General features: G+C 59.6%; 18 protein-coding genes and 1 pseudogene. 1 reads left to right on the top strand and 18 read right to left on the bottom strand.

The genetic code is table 11. The features are described 5' to 3' along the window. Positions 1–509: 509 nt before the first annotated feature. The 8 genes from AC1DK4_RS28125 to AC1DK4_RS28160 form a co-directional block, all read right to left on the bottom strand. On the bottom strand, positions 510–1,490 hold the full coding sequence (locus tag AC1DK4_RS28125) for a Bug family tripartite tricarboxylate transporter substrate binding protein (RefSeq protein ID WP_441620398.1): 981 nt from the start codon (positions 1,488–1,490) through the stop codon (positions 510–512). Positions 1,491–1,852: 362 nt separating this feature from the next. Continuing rightward, the gene (locus AC1DK4_RS28130) at positions 1,853–2,506 is read right to left on the bottom strand and encodes a maleate cis-trans isomerase family protein (protein WP_441620396.1); all 654 of its coding nucleotides are present in this window, start codon (positions 2,504–2,506) and stop codon (positions 1,853–1,855) included. 112 nt (positions 2,507–2,618) lie between these two features. After that, positions 2,619–3,545: an amidohydrolase family protein gene (locus AC1DK4_RS28135; protein WP_441620394.1), complete on the bottom strand. Its 927-nt coding sequence runs from the start codon at positions 3,543–3,545 to the stop codon at positions 2,619–2,621. Positions 3,546–3,633: 88 nt separating this feature from the next. Then, positions 3,634–4,629 (bottom strand): D-2-hydroxyacid dehydrogenase family protein, encoded by a 996-nt coding sequence (locus tag AC1DK4_RS28140; protein ID WP_441620392.1) that lies wholly within the window; start codon positions 4,627–4,629, stop codon positions 3,634–3,636. A 19-nt stretch (positions 4,630–4,648) separates the two neighbouring features. Continuing rightward, entirely contained in the window at positions 4,649–5,254 is a 606-nt protein-coding gene (locus AC1DK4_RS28145; RefSeq protein WP_441620390.1) for a glutathione S-transferase N-terminal domain-containing protein, read from the bottom strand. 6 nt (positions 5,255–5,260) lie between these two features. Next, positions 5,261–6,937 (bottom strand): MFS transporter, encoded by a 1,677-nt coding sequence (locus tag AC1DK4_RS28150; protein ID WP_441620388.1) that lies wholly within the window; start codon positions 6,935–6,937, stop codon positions 5,261–5,263. A gap of 520 nt (positions 6,938–7,457) precedes the next feature. Further along, positions 7,458–7,796: a LysR substrate-binding domain-containing protein gene (locus AC1DK4_RS28155; RefSeq protein WP_441620386.1), complete on the bottom strand. Its 339-nt coding sequence runs from the start codon at positions 7,794–7,796 to the stop codon at positions 7,458–7,460. Continuing rightward, positions 7,708–8,064 (bottom strand): LysR substrate-binding domain-containing protein, encoded by a 357-nt coding sequence (locus AC1DK4_RS28160; protein ID WP_441620485.1) that lies wholly within the window; start codon positions 8,062–8,064, stop codon positions 7,708–7,710. The genes AC1DK4_RS28155 and AC1DK4_RS28160 overlap by 89 nt, the downstream gene beginning before the upstream one ends. A gap of 39 nt (positions 8,065–8,103) precedes the next feature. Between AC1DK4_RS28160 and AC1DK4_RS28165 the strand changes: the two genes are divergently transcribed. After that, entirely contained in the window at positions 8,104–8,271 is a 168-nt protein-coding gene (locus tag AC1DK4_RS28165; protein ID WP_441620491.1) for a hypothetical protein, read from the top strand. Between the two features lie 205 nt (positions 8,272–8,476). On the opposite strand, the gene AC1DK4_RS28170 is transcribed toward AC1DK4_RS28165, so the two are convergent. The 10 genes and pseudogenes from AC1DK4_RS28170 to AC1DK4_RS28215 form a co-directional block, all read right to left on the bottom strand. Then, complete coding sequence (locus tag AC1DK4_RS28170; RefSeq protein ID WP_441620384.1) at positions 8,477–9,400, bottom strand: LysR family transcriptional regulator; 924 nt, start codon at positions 9,398–9,400, stop codon at positions 8,477–8,479. A 193-nt stretch (positions 9,401–9,593) separates the two neighbouring features. Further along, the gene (locus AC1DK4_RS28175; protein ID WP_441620382.1) at positions 9,594–11,045 is read right to left on the bottom strand and encodes an NAD-dependent succinate-semialdehyde dehydrogenase; all 1,452 of its coding nucleotides are present in this window, start codon (positions 11,043–11,045) and stop codon (positions 9,594–9,596) included. Between the two features lie 189 nt (positions 11,046–11,234). After that, positions 11,235–12,947 (bottom strand): thiamine pyrophosphate-dependent enzyme, encoded by a 1,713-nt coding sequence (locus AC1DK4_RS28180; protein WP_441620380.1) that lies wholly within the window; start codon positions 12,945–12,947, stop codon positions 11,235–11,237. Between the two features lie 138 nt (positions 12,948–13,085). Further along, complete coding sequence (locus AC1DK4_RS28185) at positions 13,086–13,673, bottom strand: glutathione S-transferase N-terminal domain-containing protein (protein ID WP_441620379.1); 588 nt, start codon at positions 13,671–13,673, stop codon at positions 13,086–13,088. A gap of 1,068 nt (positions 13,674–14,741) precedes the next feature. Further along, complete coding sequence (locus tag AC1DK4_RS28190) at positions 14,742–16,433, bottom strand: patatin-like phospholipase family protein (RefSeq protein WP_441620377.1); 1,692 nt, start codon at positions 16,431–16,433, stop codon at positions 14,742–14,744. Positions 16,434–16,502: 69 nt separating this feature from the next. Further along, complete coding sequence (locus AC1DK4_RS28195) at positions 16,503–17,510, bottom strand: bestrophin family protein (RefSeq protein WP_441620375.1); 1,008 nt, start codon at positions 17,508–17,510, stop codon at positions 16,503–16,505. A 42-nt stretch (positions 17,511–17,552) separates the two neighbouring features. Beyond that, the gene (locus AC1DK4_RS28200; RefSeq protein WP_441620373.1) at positions 17,553–19,115 is read right to left on the bottom strand and encodes a DHA2 family efflux MFS transporter permease subunit; all 1,563 of its coding nucleotides are present in this window, start codon (positions 19,113–19,115) and stop codon (positions 17,553–17,555) included. 87 nt (positions 19,116–19,202) lie between these two features. Then, entirely contained in the window at positions 19,203–20,555 is a 1,353-nt protein-coding gene (locus AC1DK4_RS28205) for an HlyD family secretion protein (protein WP_441620371.1), read from the bottom strand. A 33-nt stretch (positions 20,556–20,588) separates the two neighbouring features. Next, positions 20,589–22,001, bottom strand: coding sequence for an efflux transporter outer membrane subunit (locus AC1DK4_RS28210; RefSeq protein ID WP_441620483.1), 1,413 nt, complete (start codon positions 21,999–22,001; stop codon positions 20,589–20,591). Between the two features lie 275 nt (positions 22,002–22,276). Continuing rightward, positions 22,277–22,649, bottom strand: a pseudogene (locus tag AC1DK4_RS28215) (cupin domain-containing protein). Between the last annotated feature and the right edge of the window lie 11 nt (positions 22,650–22,660).

A 22,660-nucleotide genomic window follows, 5' to 3' on the forward strand; every position in this document is an offset into this window, starting at 1 on the left:
AAGTACAAGGTCATGCGTGGTAGGGGTGGGAACTCCACCCTCGTAGTCTATGGGCACTTCGGTCCCGTTCGTCTGTCGGGTCCTTGGCTGTAGCTTGCCGTGGTCGAAGGGGTGATGCCTTGTCCGGAGAGCGCATTGCGGGAAATCCGCACGACGGGTTCGATGAGCGGCGTATGAAAACGGAACCATGGTGAGGTTACTTGGGCATCGCCGGACGAAAGGGTTGCAACAGACGACCTGAACCTATCGCCACCGCGTCGACTCTACCGTCTGAAGAGACGACTGCCAACCCATGGCGCTGAGATCGACTTTCATACTCCTCGCTATGTGGCCGAGCACCCGAGCCCCTGTTGGGGAAACCGCGAGGCTTCTTATGCCAGCACATCGTGGCTTGCCGGCGCCGTTGGCGGCGACGCCGCCACATGCTTAGCCATCCATTCTGGGAGGGAAATGCAGAGCCTAGCGGCGTTTGTGCGGCGTTCGGGACGGTGTCGTGCGTTAGCTGGGGGCTACTCAGCCGTGAGTTTTCCCTGCTTGATCAAGGCAGCGGCGACTTCTTCCTCGGCCTTCAGGATCTGATCGAAGCGCTGGCCGTTGCCGTAATACGCGCCACTTCCCATTTCAAGCAACATCGCCGCGAATTGCGGGTCCGATACAACTTTCTCCACAGCCTTGCTCAGGATTGCCACCACGTCGGGGGGTGTCTGCTTGGGAGCCAGAATGCCGATATAGGTGCTGGCATCAAATTCTGGCACGCCGACTTGCTTCAAAGTTGGGATCGAGGGCATCGCCGCTGCTGGCGACGGACCACAAACCACAAGCGCTTTGAGATTACCCGACTTCAAATGCTGCAGCGAACTGCTTATTTGATCAAATATCACATCGATCTGACCAGAGATGAGGTCGATTAGCGCGGGACCCATGCCCTTGTAACCCACAAAACCTAGATGGACGTTTGCAGCACTTTCGAATTGCAGCCCGGCGAGATGATTAGGAGAGCCGGCGCCGGCATGTCCCACATTTAGTTTTCCTGGGTGTGCGCGGGCATACGCTAAGAACTCTTCGAAGTTCTTAAATCGAGTGTCACTCCTTCGCACCACCAATACGATTGCGGTCCTGCTGACGACTCCGATCGAAGTAAAGTCCGAGAGCTTGTAGGGGGTCTTGAGCAACTGCGGCACCGTAGCCACCTGCGCAGGTGTCGCACTCAGCAATGTGTAGCCATCGGGTTTTGCCCGGGCAACGAGACTTGCACCTATTGACCCGGATCCTCCAGAATTGTTGACAACCACGATTGTCTGCCCCAGCAATTTCCCGAGAGGGGTTCCTAGCGATCGCGTGACAAGATCGAGATTCCCGCCTGGCGAAAATGGCACGACCAAGGTGACGGGCTTAGATGGGAAAAGCTCTTTCGCGTGTGCGTGCAGAGCAAGGGCGCCAGTGCCGATCGCCACTCCCAATCTCAAAAATGAGCGGCGAGTGTGTAGCATGAATTGTCTCCTTAACGAATAGAATAATTCCCGTTGTAATGGGTCAAAATGGCGCTGGGATTCTTCCGAAAGTAATCGAATCGTTAGTTAATAGTTGATCGAAGACTCTCGCTGCGGACATTTCCGCCCTCCTGGTGTCCTGACGGCAGGCTGAGCGCGATTCCTCCGCCATTTCACGCTTTACGCGCTCAAGACGGGCAGCTCCCCGCAGACAGACGCCCACAATCGACTTTTCCCCAGCACCAGATTGGCTAGACCCAACAGGATGAAGCGTTGTGCCGAAATCTCGCCCGAGCCATTGCTGCGACCCTTGCGATTGCGGTGACTAGAATCAGTCTTCCCCTATGCGAGGAATTGAGAGCCTACGCCAGTTCGGACAGCCTACCCAAACCATGGATTGGCGCCTCAATCCCGGCAAGCCGCAGCAGCTTCCAGAGCAACGCCTGATTGGCTGTCACCACAGGCTTTCCCGTTGCTTTCTCCAGCCTGTGAATGACAGCATGCGCCGGGAAATTGATGCAGCTAAGCAGAAGGCCATCCGCGCGCGCGTTGAAAGTCTCGCTTGCCGCTTCGAAGATCTCGTCTGCCGATGGCGTCGCCAAATCGAAAGCGGAGTTGATGCCGAGATGCACCTCGTCAACAATATGGAATCCTAGCGCCTCAAGGTAGACATGCTCCGCGGCGGCAATCTCTTGACCATACGGTGACACAAGGGACAAGCTGCGGATTCCACAAGCGCGCAGTGCACTGGCAATTGCCCCCATCGCCGTGGTGCAGGGCCGCATCGCCTGCCGTTCAAGATCGCCCTGCAGATGACGGTCGTACTCCGGGCCCTGCACGATACTGCTGGATGCGCAGGCGTAGCCAACAACCGCTGGCCTGCACGTCATGATTTGGGCCAGCGCCCGCGGACCGTCTTCGCAGTCCATTCGCTCGATCGTCGCCGGAGTCAACGCATCCGGCATCAACATTCTGGCCGTGTGTATGGTTGTCCCGGCAGGAGTCGCCTCGTGCATCCACGGCTCCGCCACCGTGTTCACGCTCGGCAGGATCAATCCTATTCGGACTGACGAATCCGGTAGTCCAGGGCGAGCGGCCTTTCCTCGTCTGGTAACAGTGGGGTGCGCTTCATGACTCATTTTGTCCTCCCAGACTCACCTGACTGGGGAAGCCATACAGATTGGCCGGATTGCTTACGAGAATCTTCTCAAACATTGCAGTATCACCGGCCCACGCCGCAAGCAAATCCACCAGCTTTCCAGCATCAGGCATCTTGCGATGCTCCAGCAAAGGGTGCGGCCAGTCGCTTCCCCAGACGCAGCGTTCAGGAGCGGCCGCGATGATCGCGCGGATCGGATCGAGCATATCGCCATGAGGGAATTCTTGGGCCGACGCGCGATATCCGGACAACTTGATCCACGCCCGCCCTGAGCGAAGCAAACGAAGCAGGCTAAGGAATTCCGGATGGGCTAGCCCCTTCGCCGGGGAGACTTGGCCCATGTGGTCGATCGCAACGTGCACGGGCAGATCCAGCAGACGCGATTCCAGCGACGGAATCCGCTCGCCCTTTACCCAAAGCTGGATATGCCAGCCAAATCGCTCAATACGCGCAGCCAACACATCCAAATGTTCAAGCGGCGTTCCGCCTGAAATTGCATTGAAACGTATCCCACGTACTCCCGCCTCGTGCATCCGCTCCAGCTCTTCGTCCGTGATGGCGGGGTCGATGACCGCGATACCCCGCGTCCTTTCCTCACCCAGCAAAGCAATAGAATCCAGAAGGCACCGGTTATCCATCCCGTAGGGACTAGCCTGAACGATCACCATGCGTCCTATGCCCACCGTATCTGCCATCTGCCGATACGATTCGACTGATGCCTCTTCCGGGTTGTACATTCTTCCTAGGGAAAGCGGATAACGCTGCCGCGGCCCGAAGATATGAAAGTGGCAATCGGTAGCATTGACGGGGACATTGACCGAAGGCGCGCTAATTTTCTCCGGCCTCGGGCTGAAAGGAATGTCTAGGGAATCTGCCGCGTCATATACCTGTTGCATGATCTTTAGTCTCCTTAAGAATACTTTCCCGCACTGACCGCCTCCGGGGCTACGGAATAGCCCGGTCAGGCCGGAGCGGCGTTGGGCGCTACCGCACCTGGCAGTGCCTGGCGAAGTCACCCTGCACGTGAGCGACAAGTTTCTGGAATGCCGACCTGAAGAGAATTTCGTAGCTGTCTCGCTCTACATATCCTATGTGGGGTGTCGCCAACACATTGCCAAGCTGCAGCAGGGAATGGTCCGCAGATATCGGCTCGCTTTCATAGACGTCGATGGCGGCCATCCCAGGCGTACCGCCTTTCAACGCAGCCGCCAGGGCACCCGGCTCGACCAGAGCCGCCCGGCTCGTATTAACGAATATTGCGCTTGGCTTCATTGCCTGCAGATCGGCGAGCTTGACGGAGTGCAGCGTTTCCTCGTTGAGCCTCAACTGAATCGTCAGCACATCACTGTTGGCGAACAGACACGCACGGCTCTCCGCGACCTTGACCCCGTCCGCCCGTGCCGCCTCCAGCGAGCGCTGCCGGCCCCACACCAGTACGGTCATACCAAAAGCTTTGGCGTAGCCACCCAGCAACTGGCCAATTCGGCCGTAGCCGAGAATGCCAAAGGTCTTGCCCCGGAGCGTTTCCCCGATGGCGGCGCCGCTGCCCTGATGCCAGCGACCCGTTCGGAGGCTATCGATATACTGAGGAAGGCGCCGATGGGCGGCCAGGACCAGTGCCCAGGTCAGCTCAGCGGCCGAATGCCCATCGGTTTTACCTTCGAGCACGTCGATCCCGCGTTCCGCGCAAGCGGTGGTATCGACATGAGCTGTGACTCCAATACCCGTAGAGCCTGTCTGCACGATCGTCTTCAATGATGGCAGCTTCGCGAGCAGCTCGCGCGTTATGCGGGTCCGCTCCCGGATCAACACAAGGTATTCCACGTCCTCAAGCTGCGCCAGCCCGGCGGCCCCTAGCGGTTGCTCGCTGATCAGGCGTATGTCCGCTGCCGGTAGCGCCGCCCTTAGCTCCCGATAGGCTGCCAGGCCGGGGACAAAACGTTCGTAGTCATCAATGATGGCGATGATTGGCTTCGGCATTGGATCCATTGGGAACCTCTCAAGAACGTGGAGGGGTGGTCTCGGCAAAACTGGGCCGGTCGACGTATAGGTCGCACCACGCGGCAAGCTCGGGGTACTCGTCGCGCCACCGGATCGCCGGGCAACGGAAAGAGACGTAGTCCAGCGCACAGGCCACCGCTATGCCGCCCAGGCTCATCTGGGACGGAAGCATAGTCGTGGAAAGCGCGGCCAGGGAACGCCTGATCGCATTCTCCCAGCGCAGCAGCCAGTGTCTTGAGGGCTCGGTATCGCTCCTGCGCGCTTCTAGGACGGAGGCCACGGCCGCGTCCATCATGCCATCGGCCAGGGCCTGGAGCCAAAGTACGCTGATCCGCGATTCCGGTTCCCGGGGAATCAGCGGCCCGACCCCGGAAAGCCCGTCCAGGTATTCGCAGATCAGTGGGCTGTCGAACAGCGAATCACTGCCGATTTGCAGGGTTGGCACCTTGGCCAGCGGATTCAGCGAGAGAAATTCGGCGCCGTTATCGTGAGGGTTCACCACGGCCTCCTCGACGCTGTCGATCAGGCCTTTCTCCCTCAGCACGATCCGGACTTTCCTCGCATAGGGCGAGCCTGGACTGTAGAGCAGTTTCATCATCGTCATGGGCGCTCAGGCGTGGATGTCGACATGCCTGGTTTCACGAAGGAACAGCACGGCGACTACCAGCGAAACGGCGACGACCATGGTGGGATACCAGAGGCCGAAATAAATATTGCCGAACTGCGCGATCAGCGCGAACGAAACAGTAGGTTGAAGCCCCCCGAACCATCCGGTGGCAATGTGATACGGCACCGAGAAAGAGCTATAGCGAATCCGCGCGGGGAACAACTCCACCAGGATTGCACCGACCACGCTATAGGTCATTGCAGCGTAGATCATCAATACCGCCAGCAGGGCAAATACCGCTGCCTTGTTGATATCCTCGGGCGCGGCGGCGTGCGGATACTGGGCCTTTGTCATACCATCCAGAACGGCGGCCTTGAACTTTTTCTCGGCCTCCTTAAGCTCCGCGGGGGCGAGCCGCGAGGCATCATATGAGGGAATCTCGAGGCTTCCAATTTTTACTAAGGCGACGGTTCCGCTGGCTGCCGGCAGCGTTTCATAGCTGGCGGCATTTTGCGCGAGGACTTGCTTCGCCACATCGCAAGAGCTCGTGAACTTCTTGGTGCCAGTCGGGTTGAACTGGAAGGAGCATTCCTGCGGGTCCGCCTGCACCACAATCGGCGCTGACTGCTGCGCGCGTTCGAGGGCCGGGTTCGCGAAGTGCGTCAAACCTCGATAAATCGGAAAGAATGTCACAGCGGCCAGCAACAACCCCGTTACCAGGATCGGCTTTCTGCCGATCTTGTCGGACAGTGAGCCAAAAACCACGAATAGCGGGCAACCGAACACCAGCGCGAACATCACGAGCATGTTCGCAGTCTTGGCGTCGACCTTGAGCGTCTGTGTGAGGAAGAACAGTGGGAAGAATTGGCAGGTGAAGTAAATGACGGTCTGGCCTGCGCACACGCCGAACAAGGCGATGAGAACCGCCCGCAAGTTCTTCCATTGGCCGAAGGCTTCGGACAGCGGCGCTTTCGAGCGGGTTCCCTCTGCCTTCATTTTCTTGAACACCGGTGATTCGTGCAACGAAAGACGAATATAGAGCGACACCAGCAGCAAGGGTAGTGAGAGCAGAAACGGCACTCGCCATCCCCATTGCTCGTACTGGTCACCCGTGGCGTAGGAGACCGAGATGACAACCACCAGCGACAGCAGCATGCCGGCGGTGCCCGTGGTCTGGATCCAGGAGGTGAACATGCCGCGCTTATTGGCCGGAGCGTGCTCGCAGACATAGATCGCAGCACCCCCGTACTCGCCCCCAATGGCTAATCCCTGCAGCATCCGCAGCGCGATGAGTAGCACCGGCGAAAGAATGCCGACCTGGTTGTAAGTGGGGAGGAGACCCGTGGCGAAGGTGGCCACACCCATCAGAACGATGGTGATGAGGAAGGTGTACTTGCGGCCGATCATATCGCCGAGCCGCCCGAACACCGCGGCCCCCAGCGGCCGCACGATAAATCCCGCGCCGAAACCAAGGAGTGCAAGGATGAATGCCGAGGTGGAATCCAGTCCCGCGAAAAATTGTTTGGCGATGATCGTGGCGACAAGGCCGTAGACGAAAAAGTCGTACCATTCGAAAACAGTACCGAGGGATGCCCCTATGACCGCCTTGCGCGCGTCGGAACCGGATAGTACTTCGGTCGACGTCGCGCTCGACACCGCACCTGTGCTGTTGCTAGCCATGCTGTCTCCACCCATATATTAGTCGGGTGCTTGCTTGCACCCTGCGGGGCCAGTGCGTGACTGGCTTACCGCTAATTTCGTCCATATCGAGATAACTCGCAATGGCATCCCGTCTATAGCAGATAGACCTTTTCGGCATAGTGCGCCTCGTGGCACATCAAATTTGGAAACAGTGAGCGCCATATCACATGGCCTTGCGCGCCAGTCTTCTATTTTGTGCTTAAGTACACAGCACAGCACTCACGAATCTGCCCGAGCTCCTCAACGCGAGCCCGAGGTTGTCAGTTTTGGGGGCGCTTACAGTTTGGTGCTAAAGGAGGAGTGACGCTCGAGAAGCTAGCCGCCGATGCGCTACTGTCATGGCCGCAACCATAGAACTCCCGAAAAAACTGATGAATGTCGATAGCGACAAGAATGGAGTTATCTCGCCAAAGGTCTTGGCGTCTATGAATGCTGTGTCGTGGCGATGGATGCTTAGCTGGGAATCAGCGGAATGCTGCAGGCTGGTGAGACCCGCCGCTCAGGTAACGCTTCCACTAGGACTTCCCCCTGCGGCCTCCGCGACTTTGATCAGTTCGTCAATGAGGGCCTTCGCGCAGCCGGGAAGCCCGTCTAAATCCCGAGCAATCACTACGCGCTCGCGTATGACCCATGGCTCGTTGAGTTCCAGGATTTCCAGCTTCATCGTCCGACGATGGCGAAGGGCCGCCGATAGCGGAAGGATATCAATGCCAACCCCGGCTTCTATCATCCGGCACATGGCCTCAAAACTACGAATCTGAATTCGAATTTGCAGTTTGCGCCGCTCGTCGCGGACGAGGTCGGTAAGGAACGAACGCGTGAAGGGTGCTTCCTTCATGCATGCTTACATGCTCATACTCTAGTGTGTCAAGAAGCGAAACATTCGACTTTTCCATCAGAGGATGCCCCGCAGGAGTCACCAACGCCAACTTGTCCGTACTGAAATGGACGACCTCAAGACCCTCCGCGTTTAGCGGTCCGGAGATAATTCCCAAATCGGCGCTAGCGTCCAATACCCCTCGAATAATGTCTCGCGTCTGGCGCTCTTGGAGGTCCACTGTGACCGCCGGTCGCCCTGCCATAAAGTGGGCAAGCACCTCGGGCATGAATTCCGTGACTGCGGTTGTATTCGCAAAGATGCGTATATGGCCAACGGAATCCTTGGAGAATTCCTCAAAGTCGCTGCGCACGTGTTCGAACTGGCGCTCGATGACCCGCCGGAGACAAAAATGCCTTTTTCGCCCCGCGCGATAGGTTTTCTTCTTCTGCGATACGTGCAAACAGCCGAAGGTCAGCGAAATCAAAGTGCATGAGAACTCCTTCAATATAACTGTATCAAGGCGTAGGAGTGAACCCTGATTTCCCAGGCTCCGACGACATGGAGGGCAGTGATCATCAATCCAAACGACAAAGCACTCGACTGATCTGCCCGTGAACCACCGGTTGAAATGGCACTGGCTGCTGAGGGAGGCACGGCAAGGCCGCGCGTGCGCATCCGATTCCGGCACGATTGAAACGCTAGCTTAGCGGAATGAGGCCGTACTCGCGACCTGCCTCGATGGTGAGTTTCTCTATGAGAGTCTGGATCTCTTGCCTGAGAACTCGCATCCCCCTTGTGACTGGCCGGTTCGAAGCTTCTGCAAGCATGAGCCGAGTCTCCAGCACCGGGTTCTCTATCGCGACTTCGGTGACTTTCCCTTGCTGGAACTCGGTCAAGTAAGCCGGACGAGCAAGCACGGTCGACGCCAGGCCTTCAACAACCAGTTCCTTTGCCAATGCCAGCGTGTCAACTTCATAGACGACGTTTAGCGTAATGCCAGCATGTCCTGCTGCAAGTTCTAGGGTACGGCGGAGCCCGTGATTCTTGCTCGAGAGCGTCAGAGGCAATCCATCCAGATCGGCGATTGAAATAGCGTTCTTCCGCTTGTTTGGTATCTTGGCGCCTGGATGTGTTACTAGGAAAAGCCGGGCCGCGCCAATCGCGTCAACGGCAACCGTTGCCGAGCGGCGAGCATCATGCAACACAGCGATGTCGAGTCTGCCGTCCACGAGCCATTCGTGGACGTAGCCGCTGTATCCCGAGACGATATTCACACTGAGCTTGGGGTACTTCTCCTGAACTAACTTCAGGAGCCTGAGGCCCATCAGGTTACATATCGTGGGAGTCAAACCGAGGATTACGGTCCCTTGTGGAGCTTCATGTACCGACTGCAAATCTCCAGCGATTGCTTCGAGCTGCCGAACCAGAGGCTTGGCTCTGGAAAGGAGAAGCTCGCCCTCTGGGGTAAGGGATACCCCGCGGCCATGCCTGTAGAGGAGACGAACCCCGCACTCGTCTTCCAGCTTTTGTATCTGGCGCCCGAGCGCGGGCTGCGCGATTCCGAGTACTGCAGCCGCCTTCGAGAAACTTCCAAAGTCAGCCACCTGCATCAGTAGTTCCAAGCGCCGAAGGTCCATCGCGACTCCCAGATAATATCGGCATAGCTTATCACCACCTATCGTTTTTTGGGGTCCCCTCACTCCCGCCGCGTCACAATTCCGCGATCGTTTGGCACTATCTGGTGCCAGCAGGGCCGCGCTCCATACATGCGCTACACGCTAGGCGCTGTCCATCCCGACTAACCGACGGGTTGATTCATTGAACGTTTCCGATGCAAACGTACTTCTTCTCGAGGTATTCCTCAATCCCGTACATCGAGCCTTCTTTCCCAAAGCCAGACTCCTTGACGCCGCCGAAAGGCGCGACCTCCGTTGAAACAGCGCCTTCATTAATACCAACAATGCCGAAATCGAGCGCCTCGGAGATGCGTAGTGCACGATTCAGATCCTTGGTGTAAAAGTAGGCCGCCAATCCGTAGGGCGTGCCGTTTGCAATCTGGACCGCTTCGGCATCGTCTGAGAAGCGTTGTACTGCTACGACCGGCCCGAAGATCTCTTCTCGAGAGATTTCCATGTTGGAAGTCACGTCCGTCAACACTGTTGGGGCGTAGAACAACGGTCCGGCTTTGTGCTGATGGCCGCCCGCTAGCACAGTCGCGCCGCCGTCCACGGCCTCCTTGACGAGCCTGCCGACCTTGTGGATCGCCTTCTCGTCGATGAGCGGGCCGAGTTGAGATTCAGGCTCGAAGCCATCCCCCATTGTCATGCCAGACACTGCCGCGGAGAGCTTGGCAACAAACTCGTCGTGGCACGAGGTATGCACCAAGAATCGATTTGCACAGACACAAGTCTGACCTGCATTGCGGAACTTCGAGGCCATGGCGCCCACGACGGCAGCATCAAGATCGGCGTCCTCAAACACGATGAACGGAGCATTGCCGCCGAGTTCCAGAGACAGCTTCTTGACCGTTTCAGCAGCGGCGGCCATCAGCATCTTGCCGACAGGCGTGGAGCCGGTAAACGACAGTTTGCGGACCGCCGGGTTGCTCAGCAACTCTCCGCCAATCTCGGCGGCTTCTCCGGTCAGTACCGAGATTGTGCCTGGAGGAAAGCCAGCCTCTTCGGCCAGTACACAAAGCGCCAACGCAGAGAAGGGAGTCTGCTGTGCAGGTTTGAGGACAACAGTACATCCGGCTGCCAGAGCAGGACCTACCTTGCGCGTTACCATAGCCGACGGAAAATTCCAGGGTGTAATTGCCGCGCAGACACCGACGGGCTGCTTGGTTACGGAGATGCGCTGCGAGGATTTTGGCGCAAGAATCGTATCGCCATATACGCGCTTCGCTTCTTCCGCGAACCACTCGAGATAGGCAGCCGCGTAGTCGATCTCCGCGCGCGATTCGGCAAGTGGCTTGCCTTGCTCGGCGGTCATGATCACTGCAAGATCCTCTTTGTGCTCGAGCACTAGCTCGTACCATCTGCGGATCAGCGCCGCACGCTGCTTGCCCGTCAGTCGCTTGAACTCATGAAACGCGAGTTCGGCTACGCCAATGGTTTCCTTGGTCTGAGCAGCAGATATATTGGGCACATAGCCAATAACCTCTCCGGTCGATGGATTCCGAACTTCCAGGGCTTCATTCCCACAGGGATTCCACCTGCCCGCAAGGTATGCGGCTTCTCGGAAGAGATCGGGGCGAGAGAGTTTCATGTCGTATCCTTGATTTGGCTCTTGCCGCATGGCCCACGGACCAGTATTGGTCTTTCGGGCTCGGCGCAACGTTTCATCCTAGGCGGTGTGATCTGATCTACCYGCCTGCCAGGCGTGTCTCATATACAGAACCGAGCGCGGATGTTCCCTCGTTGCGCAGTTCCTACGTCGAGACCTGATTCATCTGATTTAATTGCCGGATCGTTCGACGGCCGCCACCTCCGATTTCGTGCCGGGAAGGATGGCAGAGAGGCTCGACTGCACCTCAATGAAATAGGGGCGTCGAGCATCCAGACCACGCGCAATGGCGGCGTCGATCTCTTCCAGCTTCGTGAGGCGCTCCGCCTCAACACCGAACGAACGGGCGATCCCTATGAAGTCCGGATTGCTTAGTGTCGTCCCGACGTGGCGACCCGGATAGGTCTTTTCTTGGTGCACACGAATGGAGCCATAACAATTGTTGTTAGACAGAATAAAGAGGATCGGCAGATTCCGTTCCACCGCAGCAATGATTTCATTTCCCGTCATCAGGAAGCCACCGTCCCCAACTAGGCACACGACAGTATGATCCTTCAACCGCAGTTGAGAGGCCACCGCCGACGGCGTACCATAACCCATTGCGCCGGAGAGAGGAGCCATCAGGCGCTGCGGGAAAACAAACGGGAAGTGCCGGTAGACAGGAGCTGCGAACGTGCCCGCGTCGAGACAGACAATGGTGTTCTTGGGGGCAACATTGGCAAGCCTTTCCACCACCTTTACAAAGGGTACACCGTCGCTCGCCTGGAGCAGAGGCCAAGCGGAGATTCGTTTGTGGATAGCCCCCAGATTGCCTGCCCATTCCATGCGTTCACTCGGGATCGAGGTGCACGCGCAATTTGCGAGCTGTGCCGCGAACAGTTCGGGGTCGCACAGGAGCCCAATGTCGGGAGCGAAATGAAGGCCGACTATATGCTCATCCGGATAAACGTGAACAAGGTTCTGATGGGGTTTCGGAAGCGCGGGAAACGTATAGCCCTGGCTCGTGATATCGCCAAGACGAGTACCCAGTGCGATGATCAGGTCGCTCGTCCCAAACGCTTCGATCTGGTCCTTCGGGTTGGCGAGACCCAACTCGCCAACGAACAACTGGTGCGTGCAAGGGAAAATGTCGTGCTGCCGGAAAGAGACCGCGACCGGGACATGAAACTTCTCCGCAAGATTCTGCAGCGCATGGCGCCCGGCTGGCGAATCCAACGCACCACCTGCGATAATCAGCGGACGTCTAGCGTGGTCCAGCAACGCCGCGACCTTGGCCAGGGATTCTTCTGTTGGTACCACAGCTTCGTGCCGGACTGCCTGCCAGACTGGCTGTACAACTTCCTGCTGCTGGATATCCTCCGGCACGACCATTACGACAGGACCCGGCGTGCCCGAAGTCGCAATGCGGATCGCCTTAAACGCCGCGTCCGCCAGCTTGGCCGGGTCGGTCACTTCGACCACCCACTTCGCGATTGACCCAAACATCTGCTGATAGTCGATTTCTTGAAAGGCCTCCTTTCGGAGATCCGCCTTTGGAATCTGGCCGACCACAAGGATCAGTGGTATGGCGTCCTGCTGGGCAGTGTGGACGGCAATCGATGCATTAGTGGCGCCCGGACCGCGGCTTACCATCACAACGCCAGGCCGGCGGGTCAACCGGCCATCGGCGCATGCCATGAAGCCGGCCCCGCCTTCATGCCGGCAAGTTATGACATCAATCTCCGGAAATTCATTGAGGGCATCCAGGATGCCTAGGTAGCTTTCACCGGGCACGAGAAACACCCGATCAATACCATTGGCGGCAAAGACAGAGAGCATCGAGTGGGAAGAGGTAGCGGTCTTAGTGCGTGTCATTTTTCCGTGCAGCGTGTGCTGCGTCTCCATGGAGTTGCTATGGCCTTATTCTTCTACCGATCTGGCTATCCATCAATTGGTTGGCTTTTATATCAGCTATGCTTTTTAGGCACCACTTAGATCGGAACCTTGCCAGGACATTGCCCGGGCCGTATTCCTCAACTACCTTCAGTGCTTCGGTGGCGCAGTCTCGCAGAAGCTTGGTCGATCGACATAAAGATCAAGCCAGGCCCCCAGAGAGGGATACTCCTTTCGCCACTCAATGTCCGGGCACCGAAAAGAGAGGTAGTCCAGAGCACAAGCCACGGAAATGCTGCCGAGGTTTGTATGCGAAGGGAGCCAGCGCTCCGCCAGCACCCCCACGCTACGTCGAATCGTCTCCTCCCTCCGGAGAAGCCAGGGCTGCGTATCAGTTCTTCGCGCCTCAAGAAAGAAAGCCATCGTAGCGCCCATGACTCCGTCGGCTATCGCTTGCAGCCTAAGCACGTCGATTCGTGGTTCAAAGGCTCGCGGAATCAGAGACTCGATCGGTGACAGTCCATCCAGGTACTCACAGATCAGTGGACTGTCGAACAATGACCCGTTACCGCGCTGCAAGGTCAGCACCTCGGCCAGAGGATTCAGGGAAAGCAGCTCGGCGCCGTTCCCGTTGGGATTCACTACGACCTCGTCGATGATGTCGAGCAAGCCTTTCTCACGCACCGCAACCCGCACTTTCCTGGCATATGGCGAGTCGGGACTGTAGAGCAGCTCCATTATCGCTGCCGGTTTCCGGGTACCGGCATCGGCTTTGCCACCCATCGGTTCCGCACGCTAAGCGGCATCACCACGGCATACCGGCCACACGCCATCGCCCCCCTGCTAACGGCTCGCGAAGCGCCTCGCAGGATAGTGCGCGGTTCTGCACCCGATCGCACGCTCTGACTATCCTGGAAATTCCCATACGTTCTCTACGCTACCTATGCAATTGGAAGCCGGTGCTCGCCACCGAGGAAGGTGAGACGGGCGCCGCACGCTTACCGCCAATTTGGTACAAGCGCAACGAACTTGCAATGGCATATTGTCTATAGCAGTTAGACCGTTTCAGCATGGGGATGGCGATCTGTCGAACCAAAGATGCCGTAAAATCACTACGGATCTGGCGCGGGAGTCGCTTGCCCGTCTTTGGCGGCGGCTTTCGCTTCCGTCGTTTGACCCATCTTTGCATTTTTGGCTGACCCACAGCTTCCGCCTGAGGTCCTAGATCCGCCGCGTAGGTGGTGTCGCCAAGCCAGGTCACCGGCACTTGCAAAATACGGGGCAGGCTCGCATGCAAGTCAACACCCGAGAGACCACTGCAGGTTCGACGCGCTACTGGCGATTGCCGCTGCGCCAGACGGCCCGATGCTGGCGAAGCGCGGCTCGCGCTGTACTGGCCCGGTGCTCGTCGATCCAGGCGTACTTCACCGTGCCCCCTTCGCAAAGTACGCCGTCGCTCGGTGTAGGTCGCAACTATCCGCATAGGGGGCGACAGCCTCGGTTGGCCCCGTTAGGAACCTGACATTGCCCACAAGTTGCGGTCGGAAAAGCGTGAACGGCCGCTTCGGCCGACAACGCGACGGACACGGTCGGCACGCGAGGGGCCGTTGTCTGGGCGAAGGCGACATTCAAATGTCCATATAGTGGCGCGGACCACTGGCCGTAGATGGCCGGAAAGGGACCACGGTCATCTGGGAGTCGGGGCGCCTTAGCGTCGAGATCGGCCGTGCGGAGCGTGCCTCCGCCAGGAGAGCGCCGCGGCTGAGCAGCAAGAGCGCGGCCTCACCCACGCCGCGTGCCGCGGGACTATCGCGCCGCAGTCGATTCGCGCTCGAACTCGCGGATCACCGGGTTGCCAAGGATGGCATCCCTTCCCGCTTCGATCAGGCTATCGACGTCTTTCTCGGGCAGACGAAGTCTGGTCGGCAGATCGTTCAGACTTGCAGCACGCTCCTTGTCGAGGACCTCAAACGATATCCGCGTGACGAAGAAATCGACTTCGTCGCACCGCCAGCCTGGGAGGCGTGCAGCGATCTCCTGCTGCCGAGAATACGGCATCCCACACCGATAGGCCAAGAGGTCGTCGCGCCACTGCTGCATCATGGGAACGAAGGCGTCATAGCTCATTCGAACGTTGGTCGCCATTGCCGCGTCGATGGCCGCGCTTGCGACTTCGATTCCGGATGGGCCAATCTGGCTTTGGTTCAAATCGCCGCGCGGGCCCTGACCGGCGTCAACAACGATGAAAAGTAGCCGCCGCACCTTGATCGCGTCGTTCTCGCTCATGGGACCATAAGCCGTGCCCAGCAGCAGGCGCGATTGTAGAATGGTAGCCAATCCGTAGTTGTCGGACACCCCGCCGTCGACCAGCTTGATGTACTTTCCCTTCGACGTGTCCCTGAGACCGCGAACGGCGTTTGCCAACGCGCCACGCAGCAGCGATCGCCCAGGCGCCTGGGCGTGGTCAAGGTTCGGCAGCGGTGCGCTACAAGCCTCGGGATGCTTTTGAAGGACGATCGGTGCGAAGAAGAGCGGGACCGCCATGGATGCGGCGACGGCCTCGGAAACGGGAAAGCTCGCAAGATCACTGCATAGCGCATCGAATGCCAACTGGCTGAACGGAAACGCGACCCGGTAGTAGACGTTCGTGGCATTGATCCAAACGATTGGCTTGCCGCGGCGGAACATGTCGGCGTACGTCGCGCCCTTGAACACGTCTTCGTCGAGCCATGTCTGGAGATCTTCCCGATCGTTGAGCCCCCCCGCGAAGAGGCGTGCAACGTTGACCGGATTCAGGAGACTGAAGCGAAGTCCCGCCTCTCCGTTCTTCAGGAGCACTGATCGAAAGGTCGCCAGGCTGGCCGTGCCGTGCAGACCGTAGTACGCAGCGGTGATGGAGCCTCCGGACACGCTGCTAATGAATGCGACGTCGTCGAGCAGGGACGCGCCCCCAGGACCTCTCATGGCGTTGAGCCCCTGCAGCGCCCCGAAGGCGAAGGCTGCGGCTCGCGTGCCACCGCCAGAGAACGACATGGCGATGGCTGTCTGGTCGACGACGTCGATGGGTTCGCGCATGGCCGCGGATGCGCTGCCAGCCGCGGCCTGAGGCAGATTGCGCGGAGCATTGTGAGGAAGCGACCCGCAGGCACTGAGTCCCGCAAGTAGAAGTAGCATCAGCGTGTGGTAGGCCCTGCCGCAGGCGCGTCGCTCACTCCCTGCCCCCCATTTGCCAAGGCAGGCTGCTTTTGTGGCGAAGAGTGTGGTCATGTCGAAACTCACATTGGACGAGGTCAGGAACGTGCTCGGCGTGGTGGCGGCCCGCAGAAAGGGGGGATCGTTCTTTTGCTGCAAGTTGATACGGTCGCGCTCCCAAATTTCCTGTGAATCAACGATTTGCGAAAGACTCGACATTCTCGATATAAAGGGAAGTCGGAAAGCCTCGCTGCGAGAGGCTTTCCGGACGGTCGCCGTATCAATCTGCAGCAAAGGGACGATCACCCAAAATCGCCTGATGCAGACGTTCGCGCCCCGCCCGAAGGGCAGGCGTCCGGCGGGCCAGTGAATGGTCTAGAGGACAATACCGTGCTCTGTCGTTGGTTCGAGGACATCGCTCTTCTCGCCAAGCATGTCCATGAGCTCGCTTTCGATCTTCCAGCTGATCTGCGCCATGGGCACGTCATTGGGGTTTCCTTCGAACGGGTTTTCCGTGCTTTCACCCACCTGCTCCAGCACTAGGTACATCCACGAGATCATCGTGCTGAATGGAATGACCAGCCAGATCATATTGCCATGCATGACGCCTGAAACGCTGTCATTGAGCTTTTCGAACTCCGTAAGAATGCCGAAGGGCAGCAGCAGGCAAAAGGTACGGACAAAGAGCTTGTTTATGACCTCGTATTGCCTGGGATATGGATAGTCCTTGACACGCTCTGCCCTTCCTTGCTGCGCGAAGAGGCCCCTGATTGATCCAACGAATTCCAGATAGAAGGCATTGCTGATCTCGCCGACATCAAGCAACCGCCTGATTGTTGCCGCTTGCGTTCCCAGCAAGCGGGTTGTCCTGCTCTCGGCGTGCAGAACCGAGTCGAGTTCGGCCAGTGGCAGATAGCGCGCAAGCGCCAGTTCCAATGGCGTCTCCCACTCGGGAACCCGGTAGTATTTCCGGTACTCCACATTGGCTACCTTGCCCGCATTTTCCCAGATGCGTGGGCTTCTCAGTTGATAGCGGAGTGCCGTCAGCCACGCGCAATGCCGGAGAATCAGTTCTCGCCCCGCCGCCGGTCCTGCCGGAAAGTCCCGGCTCATCACACCCAGACTCCGGCTGCCATTCAGGATGTCAGTCCAGATCTGCTGTGCCTCCAGGGCCCTGCCGTAGGTCTGCACGTTCCTGAAACCCACGATGAATGACGTGGCCGTGCCCAGCAGCACCACAACGGAGACCGGGATCGACAGCCATTTCACCCCGAGGAACTGGTAGAGGAAAACGGGCAGCGAACTGCATGCGAGGGAGGCATAGAGTTGCCGTCTCGACCAGAGCGTGAATTCGAATAATGTGTACGATTTTCCCAAGTGCATGATGCGCATCTCGCGGCAGTGTGGCAGAACGCAGRCCGAGTATCAGTGGGCGGAGGCCGCGGTGCCGGACATGGCCCCCTTGTCGGGCTTCGTGAACCAGATCAACGGAATGATGGCGGCGAAGATCACGCCTGAAATCCAGAATATGTCGTTTAGGCCGAGCATGATGGCTTGCGTGTTCAGGCTGCGCTCGAACCAGGCAATGGCTTGCTGGGGGGATAAGCCAAGAGTGGACTGGATCGAATTGATGGCCGCGCCATACAGTGGGTTGTTCGGGCTGGCCTGCTCCACAAGGCGCGCGTGGTGCAGCACGGCCCGGTTGTTCCAGCCGGTCGTGGCCAGCGACGTGCCCACTGCGCCACAGAACACCCTGACGAAGTTGGACAGGCCGGCGGCGGCCGGCATTTTTTCCGGCGGCAGGCCCGACAGGATGATTGCCGTCAGCGGGACGAAGAACAGCGCGGTTGGAATGCCTTGCAGCAATGTCGGCAGTACAAGCGTGAAAGTGTCTACGCCGATGCTGTACTGCGAGCGCATGAAGAACACGCCGGCAAAGCCGAGGAAGGAAAGTGTGGCGAGGACGCGCAGGTCCGACCTGGGCAGGATCTTGCCCACCACCGGCGCAAGCAGAACGGCAAAGATGCCCAGCGGCGCCATCGCCAGACCGGCGTCGACGGCGGGGTATGCCAGGTATTGCTGCATCCACTGAGGCAGGACGACCAGGTTAGCAAAGAAAACGGCGAAGGCCACCGAGATGGCGACCGTACCGGTCAGGAAATTGCGGCCCTTGAACAGGCGCAGGTCGACGATCGGATTCGCTTCGGTCAGTTCCCAGATCACGAAGAAAAGGAAGCTGAGCAGCGCGACGATGGCAAGGGTGACAATGACCGGCGAGCTGAACCAGTCCAGGTCCTTGCCCTTGTCGAGCATGATCTGCAGCGACGCTACCCAGGTGATGAGCGAGGCCAGGCCCACGAGGTCGATCGGCAGCTTGCGCGTCGGCGTTTCGCGGTCACGGTAGATCGCCCAGGTGACGGCTGCAGCGAACAGTCCGACAGGGACATTGATGTAGAAGATCCACGACCACGAATAGCTGTCGGTCATCCACCCGCCCAGGGCCGGGCCGGCGATGGGCCCAACCGTGGCCGTCATCGCCCACAGCGCAAGTGCCACGGCATTCTTCTCCTTGGGATAGGAGGACAGCAGGATCGATTGCGAGAGCGGAATCAGGGGGCCCGCTACCACGCCCTGCAATATGCGCGCGGCCAACAGCATGGCCAGGTTGGGTGCGATGCCGCACAGCCACGACGACAGCACGAACATGAGGATGGCACCCACGAACAGGCGGATCTGGCCGACGCGCTGGGTTAACCAGCCGGTCAGCGGTATTGCCACGGCGTTAGCGGCGGCGAACAGTGTAATGACCCAGGTGCCTTCGTCCACGGAGACGCCAAGGTTGCCGGAAATCGTCGGGATCGCGACGTTGGCGATSGACGAGTCCAGCACGTTCATGAAMGTGGCGAGAGCCACGGCGAAGCTACCCGCTACAAGTTTGGCTCCGGTCAATGGGATTGGCACGAGTGTGGTCTGGGCTTGGGACTGCATGATGCGTTCGCGGGTTGGATGTGACGAGTGATATAACCGTTGCGTCAGCTCTATGAGCAGAGGCAGGCCATTGCCGGAGCGCGCTGCCTATGCGGCTGGCGACTCGGCGCGATGTGCTGACGCGCCTGGGGCCGCTTGCATACTGCGCCGTGCCGGGTGGGGTCCGGCCTTCTGCTTTTGTTGCGCCGCGTGTTCAGCCGCCAGTTCCGCGCTGGCTGTACCGTTACGGTTCTGCGAGACGATCCGCGCGATTTCGCGATCGGCTTCCTCGCCGAAGCGCTGGAACACGTCGGTGCGATAGGTCGTGCGGTACGGCGCTTCGTTACCACTGCGGCTGCCACTCGCGAGGCGCAAGCCGTCTTCCTTGCGCGTTTTCACGTCGATCTGCATCGACAGACCGATTTGCAACGGATGCTCGCGCAACTCCGCCGGATCGAGCTGAACGCGCACGGGCACGCGCTGCACCACCTTGATCCAGTTGCCGGTGGCATTCTGCGCGGGTAGGGCCGAGAACGCGTTGCCGGTGCCGGCCGAGAAGCCCACCACCTTGCCGTGGTAGGTCACATTGCTGCCATACAGGTCGGCATGCAGTTCAACCGGCTGGCCGATGTGGATGTGCTGGAGCTGAACTTCCTTGAAATTGGCGTCGACCCACACGCCGTCGAGCGGCACAATGGCCATCAGCGGGTTGCCGGGGGCCACGCGCTGGCCAACCTGCACGGAGCGGCGCGCCACGTAGCCGGTGACGGGCGCGGGAAGTGTGTTGCGAGCATGGGCCAAGTAGGCTTCCCGCACTTTGGACGCGGCGGCCAGGACGCTGGGATGGTCGGCAACGGTGGCCTGGTCTGTCAGTGTATGGTTGGAGGCAAGCTGCTGACGCGCGGTCTCGAGCGCGGCTTCGGCGGCCTTGAGTGCGTCGCGGGCGTGGGCGACGTCTTCGGCGGCCACCGCACCGGATTCGACAACCTCGGTGCGGCGGCGCAGATCGTCCTTTGCGCGAGCGAGGTCGGTCTGGCGCTGCTGCACCGTCGCGGCCAGTACATTGTTGTTGAGATAGAGCGCGCTAACTTGCCGCACGGTCTGGCCAAGCGCTGCCTCGGCATTGGCGAGCGCAATCTTTGCATCGGCAGCGTCGAGCGTGACTATGGGCTCGCCGGCCTTGACGATCTGTGTATCGTCGGCGTTGACTGCTACCACCGTGCCGCTCACTTGCGGCGTGAGTTGGATCAGGTTGCCATTGACATAGGCGTCATCGGTTTCCTCGTGGAATCGAGCCACTGTGTAGTAGTACACGCCGTAGCTGGCTGCCGCGAGCGCTGTGGTTAAGCCGACCAGGGCAAGCAGGTGCTTGCGGGTGTCCTTGCTGGCGGGCCGGGTGCCGGCGGTTGACTGGGCGCTGATCTGTTCAGCGGCGGGGGCGGAATTGGTCGTTTCGTGCATGGCGTCACCTGTTCGTGTTCACTGAAAGCGGAATCAGCGGGCGAGCGCCGCTTGTCCGGTCGAGTAAAAGGTATCCGTATAGCCGCCGCCCAGCGCAGCGGCCAACGCGACCTGCCGGTCGCGACGCGTCATGCGCAGGTTGGCGAGTATCTGCCTGCTGGCCAACGCGTTGGTCTGTGCATTCAGCACCGTCAGTTGCGTGGTCAGGCCAGCCTTGTATTGCGCCAGCGCCAAGGTCAGAGCGCGTTGCGCGGCGGTATCGGTACGCACGGCATTGTCGATCTGCGTGTCGATAGCACGGATGTCCGAGAGTTGCGTGGCAACATCGGTCAAGGCATTGACCAGAGTCTCGTTGTAGTTGGCCACGGCGAAGTCGAATTCGGCATAGCGGCCCTTGAGTTGGGCGCGCAGTGCTCCTCCGTCGAAGATCGGCAGGTGAATCGCAGGCCCAAACGAGGCGGTGCGACTGGCGGCCCGCAGGAAGCGGCCCCAGCCAAAGGCATCGAGGCCGATCATGGCGCTCAGGTTGATGTCCGGATAGAACTCGGCCTTGGCCACCTTGATGTCGTGAAGGATCGCGTCCACGCGCCAGCGCGCGGCGACGATATCCGGGCGCCGCGAAACCAGATCGGCCGGCAGGTTGTCGGGTAGGCGGACGTCGTCGCCGACTTCGAGGGCCGGACGGTCGATCGCCATGCCGCGGTCCGGGCCCTGTCCGAGCAATGCGCCCAGCTGGTAGCGCGTGCGCTGGATGCCGCCGGCTAGCGAGGACAACGCAACTGCGCTTGCGGCCAGGTTGGCTTCCGCGGTGCGCTTTTCGACCTCGGTATCCAGGCCCATGGTGACGCGCCCGTTGGACACGCGCAGCACTTCGCGGCGCTGCTTCACTTCATCCTTGGCGATGTCATGCAGCGCGTAGAGGCGCGCTAGTTCGTTATAGGCACGGGCAATTGCGCTGCTGAGTGCCAGCTTGACCTGTTCCGCCTCGGCCTCGCTGGCACGCAGCGCGGACACCGCAGACTTGAGCGCCTCCCGGTTTTTGCCCCACAGGTCGAGTTCATACGATGCATTAATGAAGCCCTTGTTCTCGGACTGCCACGAGCCAGCGAAGGGGGGCGGTATCAGCGTACTTTCCGAAAAGCGCTGGCGCGTCCAGGAGTAACCGGCACCCACTTGCGGCAATGTGTTGGCGTTGGCGCCTTCGCTGAACGCGGTAGCGGCGGCCACGCGGGCACGGGCCTTTTCGAGCGAAGGGCTGCCGATCAGCGCCTCGTCGATCAGCGCTTTGAGTTGCGTGTCGCCGAACTGGCCGGCCCAGTCGGCTGAGGGCCAGCGGCCTTGCTCGGCGGGGATGCTCTGCGTGGTGGCGTAGCTGGTGGCGTCGGTGATGTGCTTGTCGCTCTTGATGCCGGCATAGTTGGCACAGCCGGCCAACGCGGCGACCATCAGCGCGGAAACGGCGGGTCCGGCGAAGCGGCGCGCTCGATGATGGCGCTGCGATGCGACGATCAGCAGATCGCGGCGCGAGGGAATCGTTGTCGACATGCTCATGATCCTGCTCAGGTGTTGTGTCGAATGGCAAAGAGCCGCCCCCCGGTCGCGTGCGGACCGACGGATCGTCTCTCTTGGAAAACAGGGAGCGCGGCAGGAACACTGCGGTGGAGTCATTCCTATCCGCAGAAGATGCACCGGCGTTGCCGGTGCCTGCGCGAACGGCTCTTCTACTTCACCGGGGTCAGGATCGGTGCGCCCTTGTTCTTGAGCAGGAAAACGACAAACCTGGCCGGCTGCGTGGAACTGGCATTACGTCCGACGGTATGGATGTCGTTGCGGCCCTTCGTGGAACGTATCGCCAGCCTTGAGCGTCACCTCCTTGCTGCCCTTAACCCCCATGACGATGCTGCCCTCGATCACATAAATGAAGGCGTGCCCGTGGTGACGGTGCACGGGATCGACACTGCCTGGCGGATACTCCACGACGATCATCTGGGCTTCCTTGCCCGGATATTCGGGCAACAGCTCCGTGGCCAGCGGCGTGACTTTGGCCTCCGGCTCGGCGACTGCCGGCTGTGCAACCAGCAGGCACGACAACATCAGGGGTGCCG

It is taken from the genome of Cupriavidus sp. 05N38, assembly GCF_056397345.1.

Excerpts from the sequence above, each read along its gene's own strand:
- AC1DK4_RS28125 (WP_441620398.1), bottom strand. The coding sequence starts at position 1,490 with ATGCTACACACTCGCCGCTCATTTTTGAGATTGGGAGTGGCGATCGGC.
- AC1DK4_RS28130 (WP_441620396.1), bottom strand. The coding sequence starts at position 2,506 with ATGCACGAGGCGACTCCTGCCGGGACAACCATACACACGGCCAGAATG.
- AC1DK4_RS28135 (WP_441620394.1), bottom strand. The coding sequence starts at position 3,545 with ATGCAACAGGTATATGACGCGGCAGATTCCCTAGACATTCCTTTCAGC.
- AC1DK4_RS28140 (WP_441620392.1), bottom strand. The coding sequence starts at position 4,629 with ATGCCGAAGCCAATCATCGCCATCATTGATGACTACGAACGTTTTGTC.
- AC1DK4_RS28145 (WP_441620390.1), bottom strand. The coding sequence starts at position 5,254 with ATGACGATGATGAAACTGCTCTACAGTCCAGGCTCGCCCTATGCGAGG.
- AC1DK4_RS28150 (WP_441620388.1), bottom strand. The coding sequence starts at position 6,937 with ATGGCTAGCAACAGCACAGGTGCGGTGTCGAGCGCGACGTCGACCGAA.
- AC1DK4_RS28155 (WP_441620386.1), bottom strand. The coding sequence starts at position 7,796 with ATGAAGGAAGCACCCTTCACGCGTTCGTTCCTTACCGACCTCGTCCGC.
- AC1DK4_RS28160 (WP_441620485.1), bottom strand. The coding sequence starts at position 8,064 with ATGCCCGAGGTGCTTGCCCACTTTATGGCAGGGCGACCGGCGGTCACA.
- AC1DK4_RS28165 (WP_441620491.1), top strand. The coding sequence starts at position 8,104 with ATGGCCAACGGAATCCTTGGAGAATTCCTCAAAGTCGCTGCGCACGTG.
- AC1DK4_RS28175 (WP_441620382.1), bottom strand. The coding sequence starts at position 11,045 with ATGAAACTCTCTCGCCCCGATCTCTTCCGAGAAGCCGCATACCTTGCG.
- AC1DK4_RS28180 (WP_441620380.1), bottom strand. The coding sequence starts at position 12,947 with ATGGAGACGCAGCACACGCTGCACGGAAAAATGACACGCACTAAGACC.
- AC1DK4_RS28185 (WP_441620379.1), bottom strand. The coding sequence starts at position 13,673 with ATGGAGCTGCTCTACAGTCCCGACTCGCCATATGCCAGGAAAGTGCGG.
- AC1DK4_RS28195 (WP_441620375.1), bottom strand. The coding sequence starts at position 17,510 with ATGCACTTGGGAAAATCGTACACATTATTCGAATTCACGCTCTGGTCG.
- AC1DK4_RS28205 (WP_441620371.1), bottom strand. The coding sequence starts at position 20,555 with ATGCACGAAACGACCAATTCCGCCCCCGCCGCTGAACAGATCAGCGCC.
- AC1DK4_RS28210 (WP_441620483.1), bottom strand. The coding sequence starts at position 22,001 with ATGGTCGCCGCGTTGGCCGGCTGTGCCAACTATGCCGGCATCAAGAGC.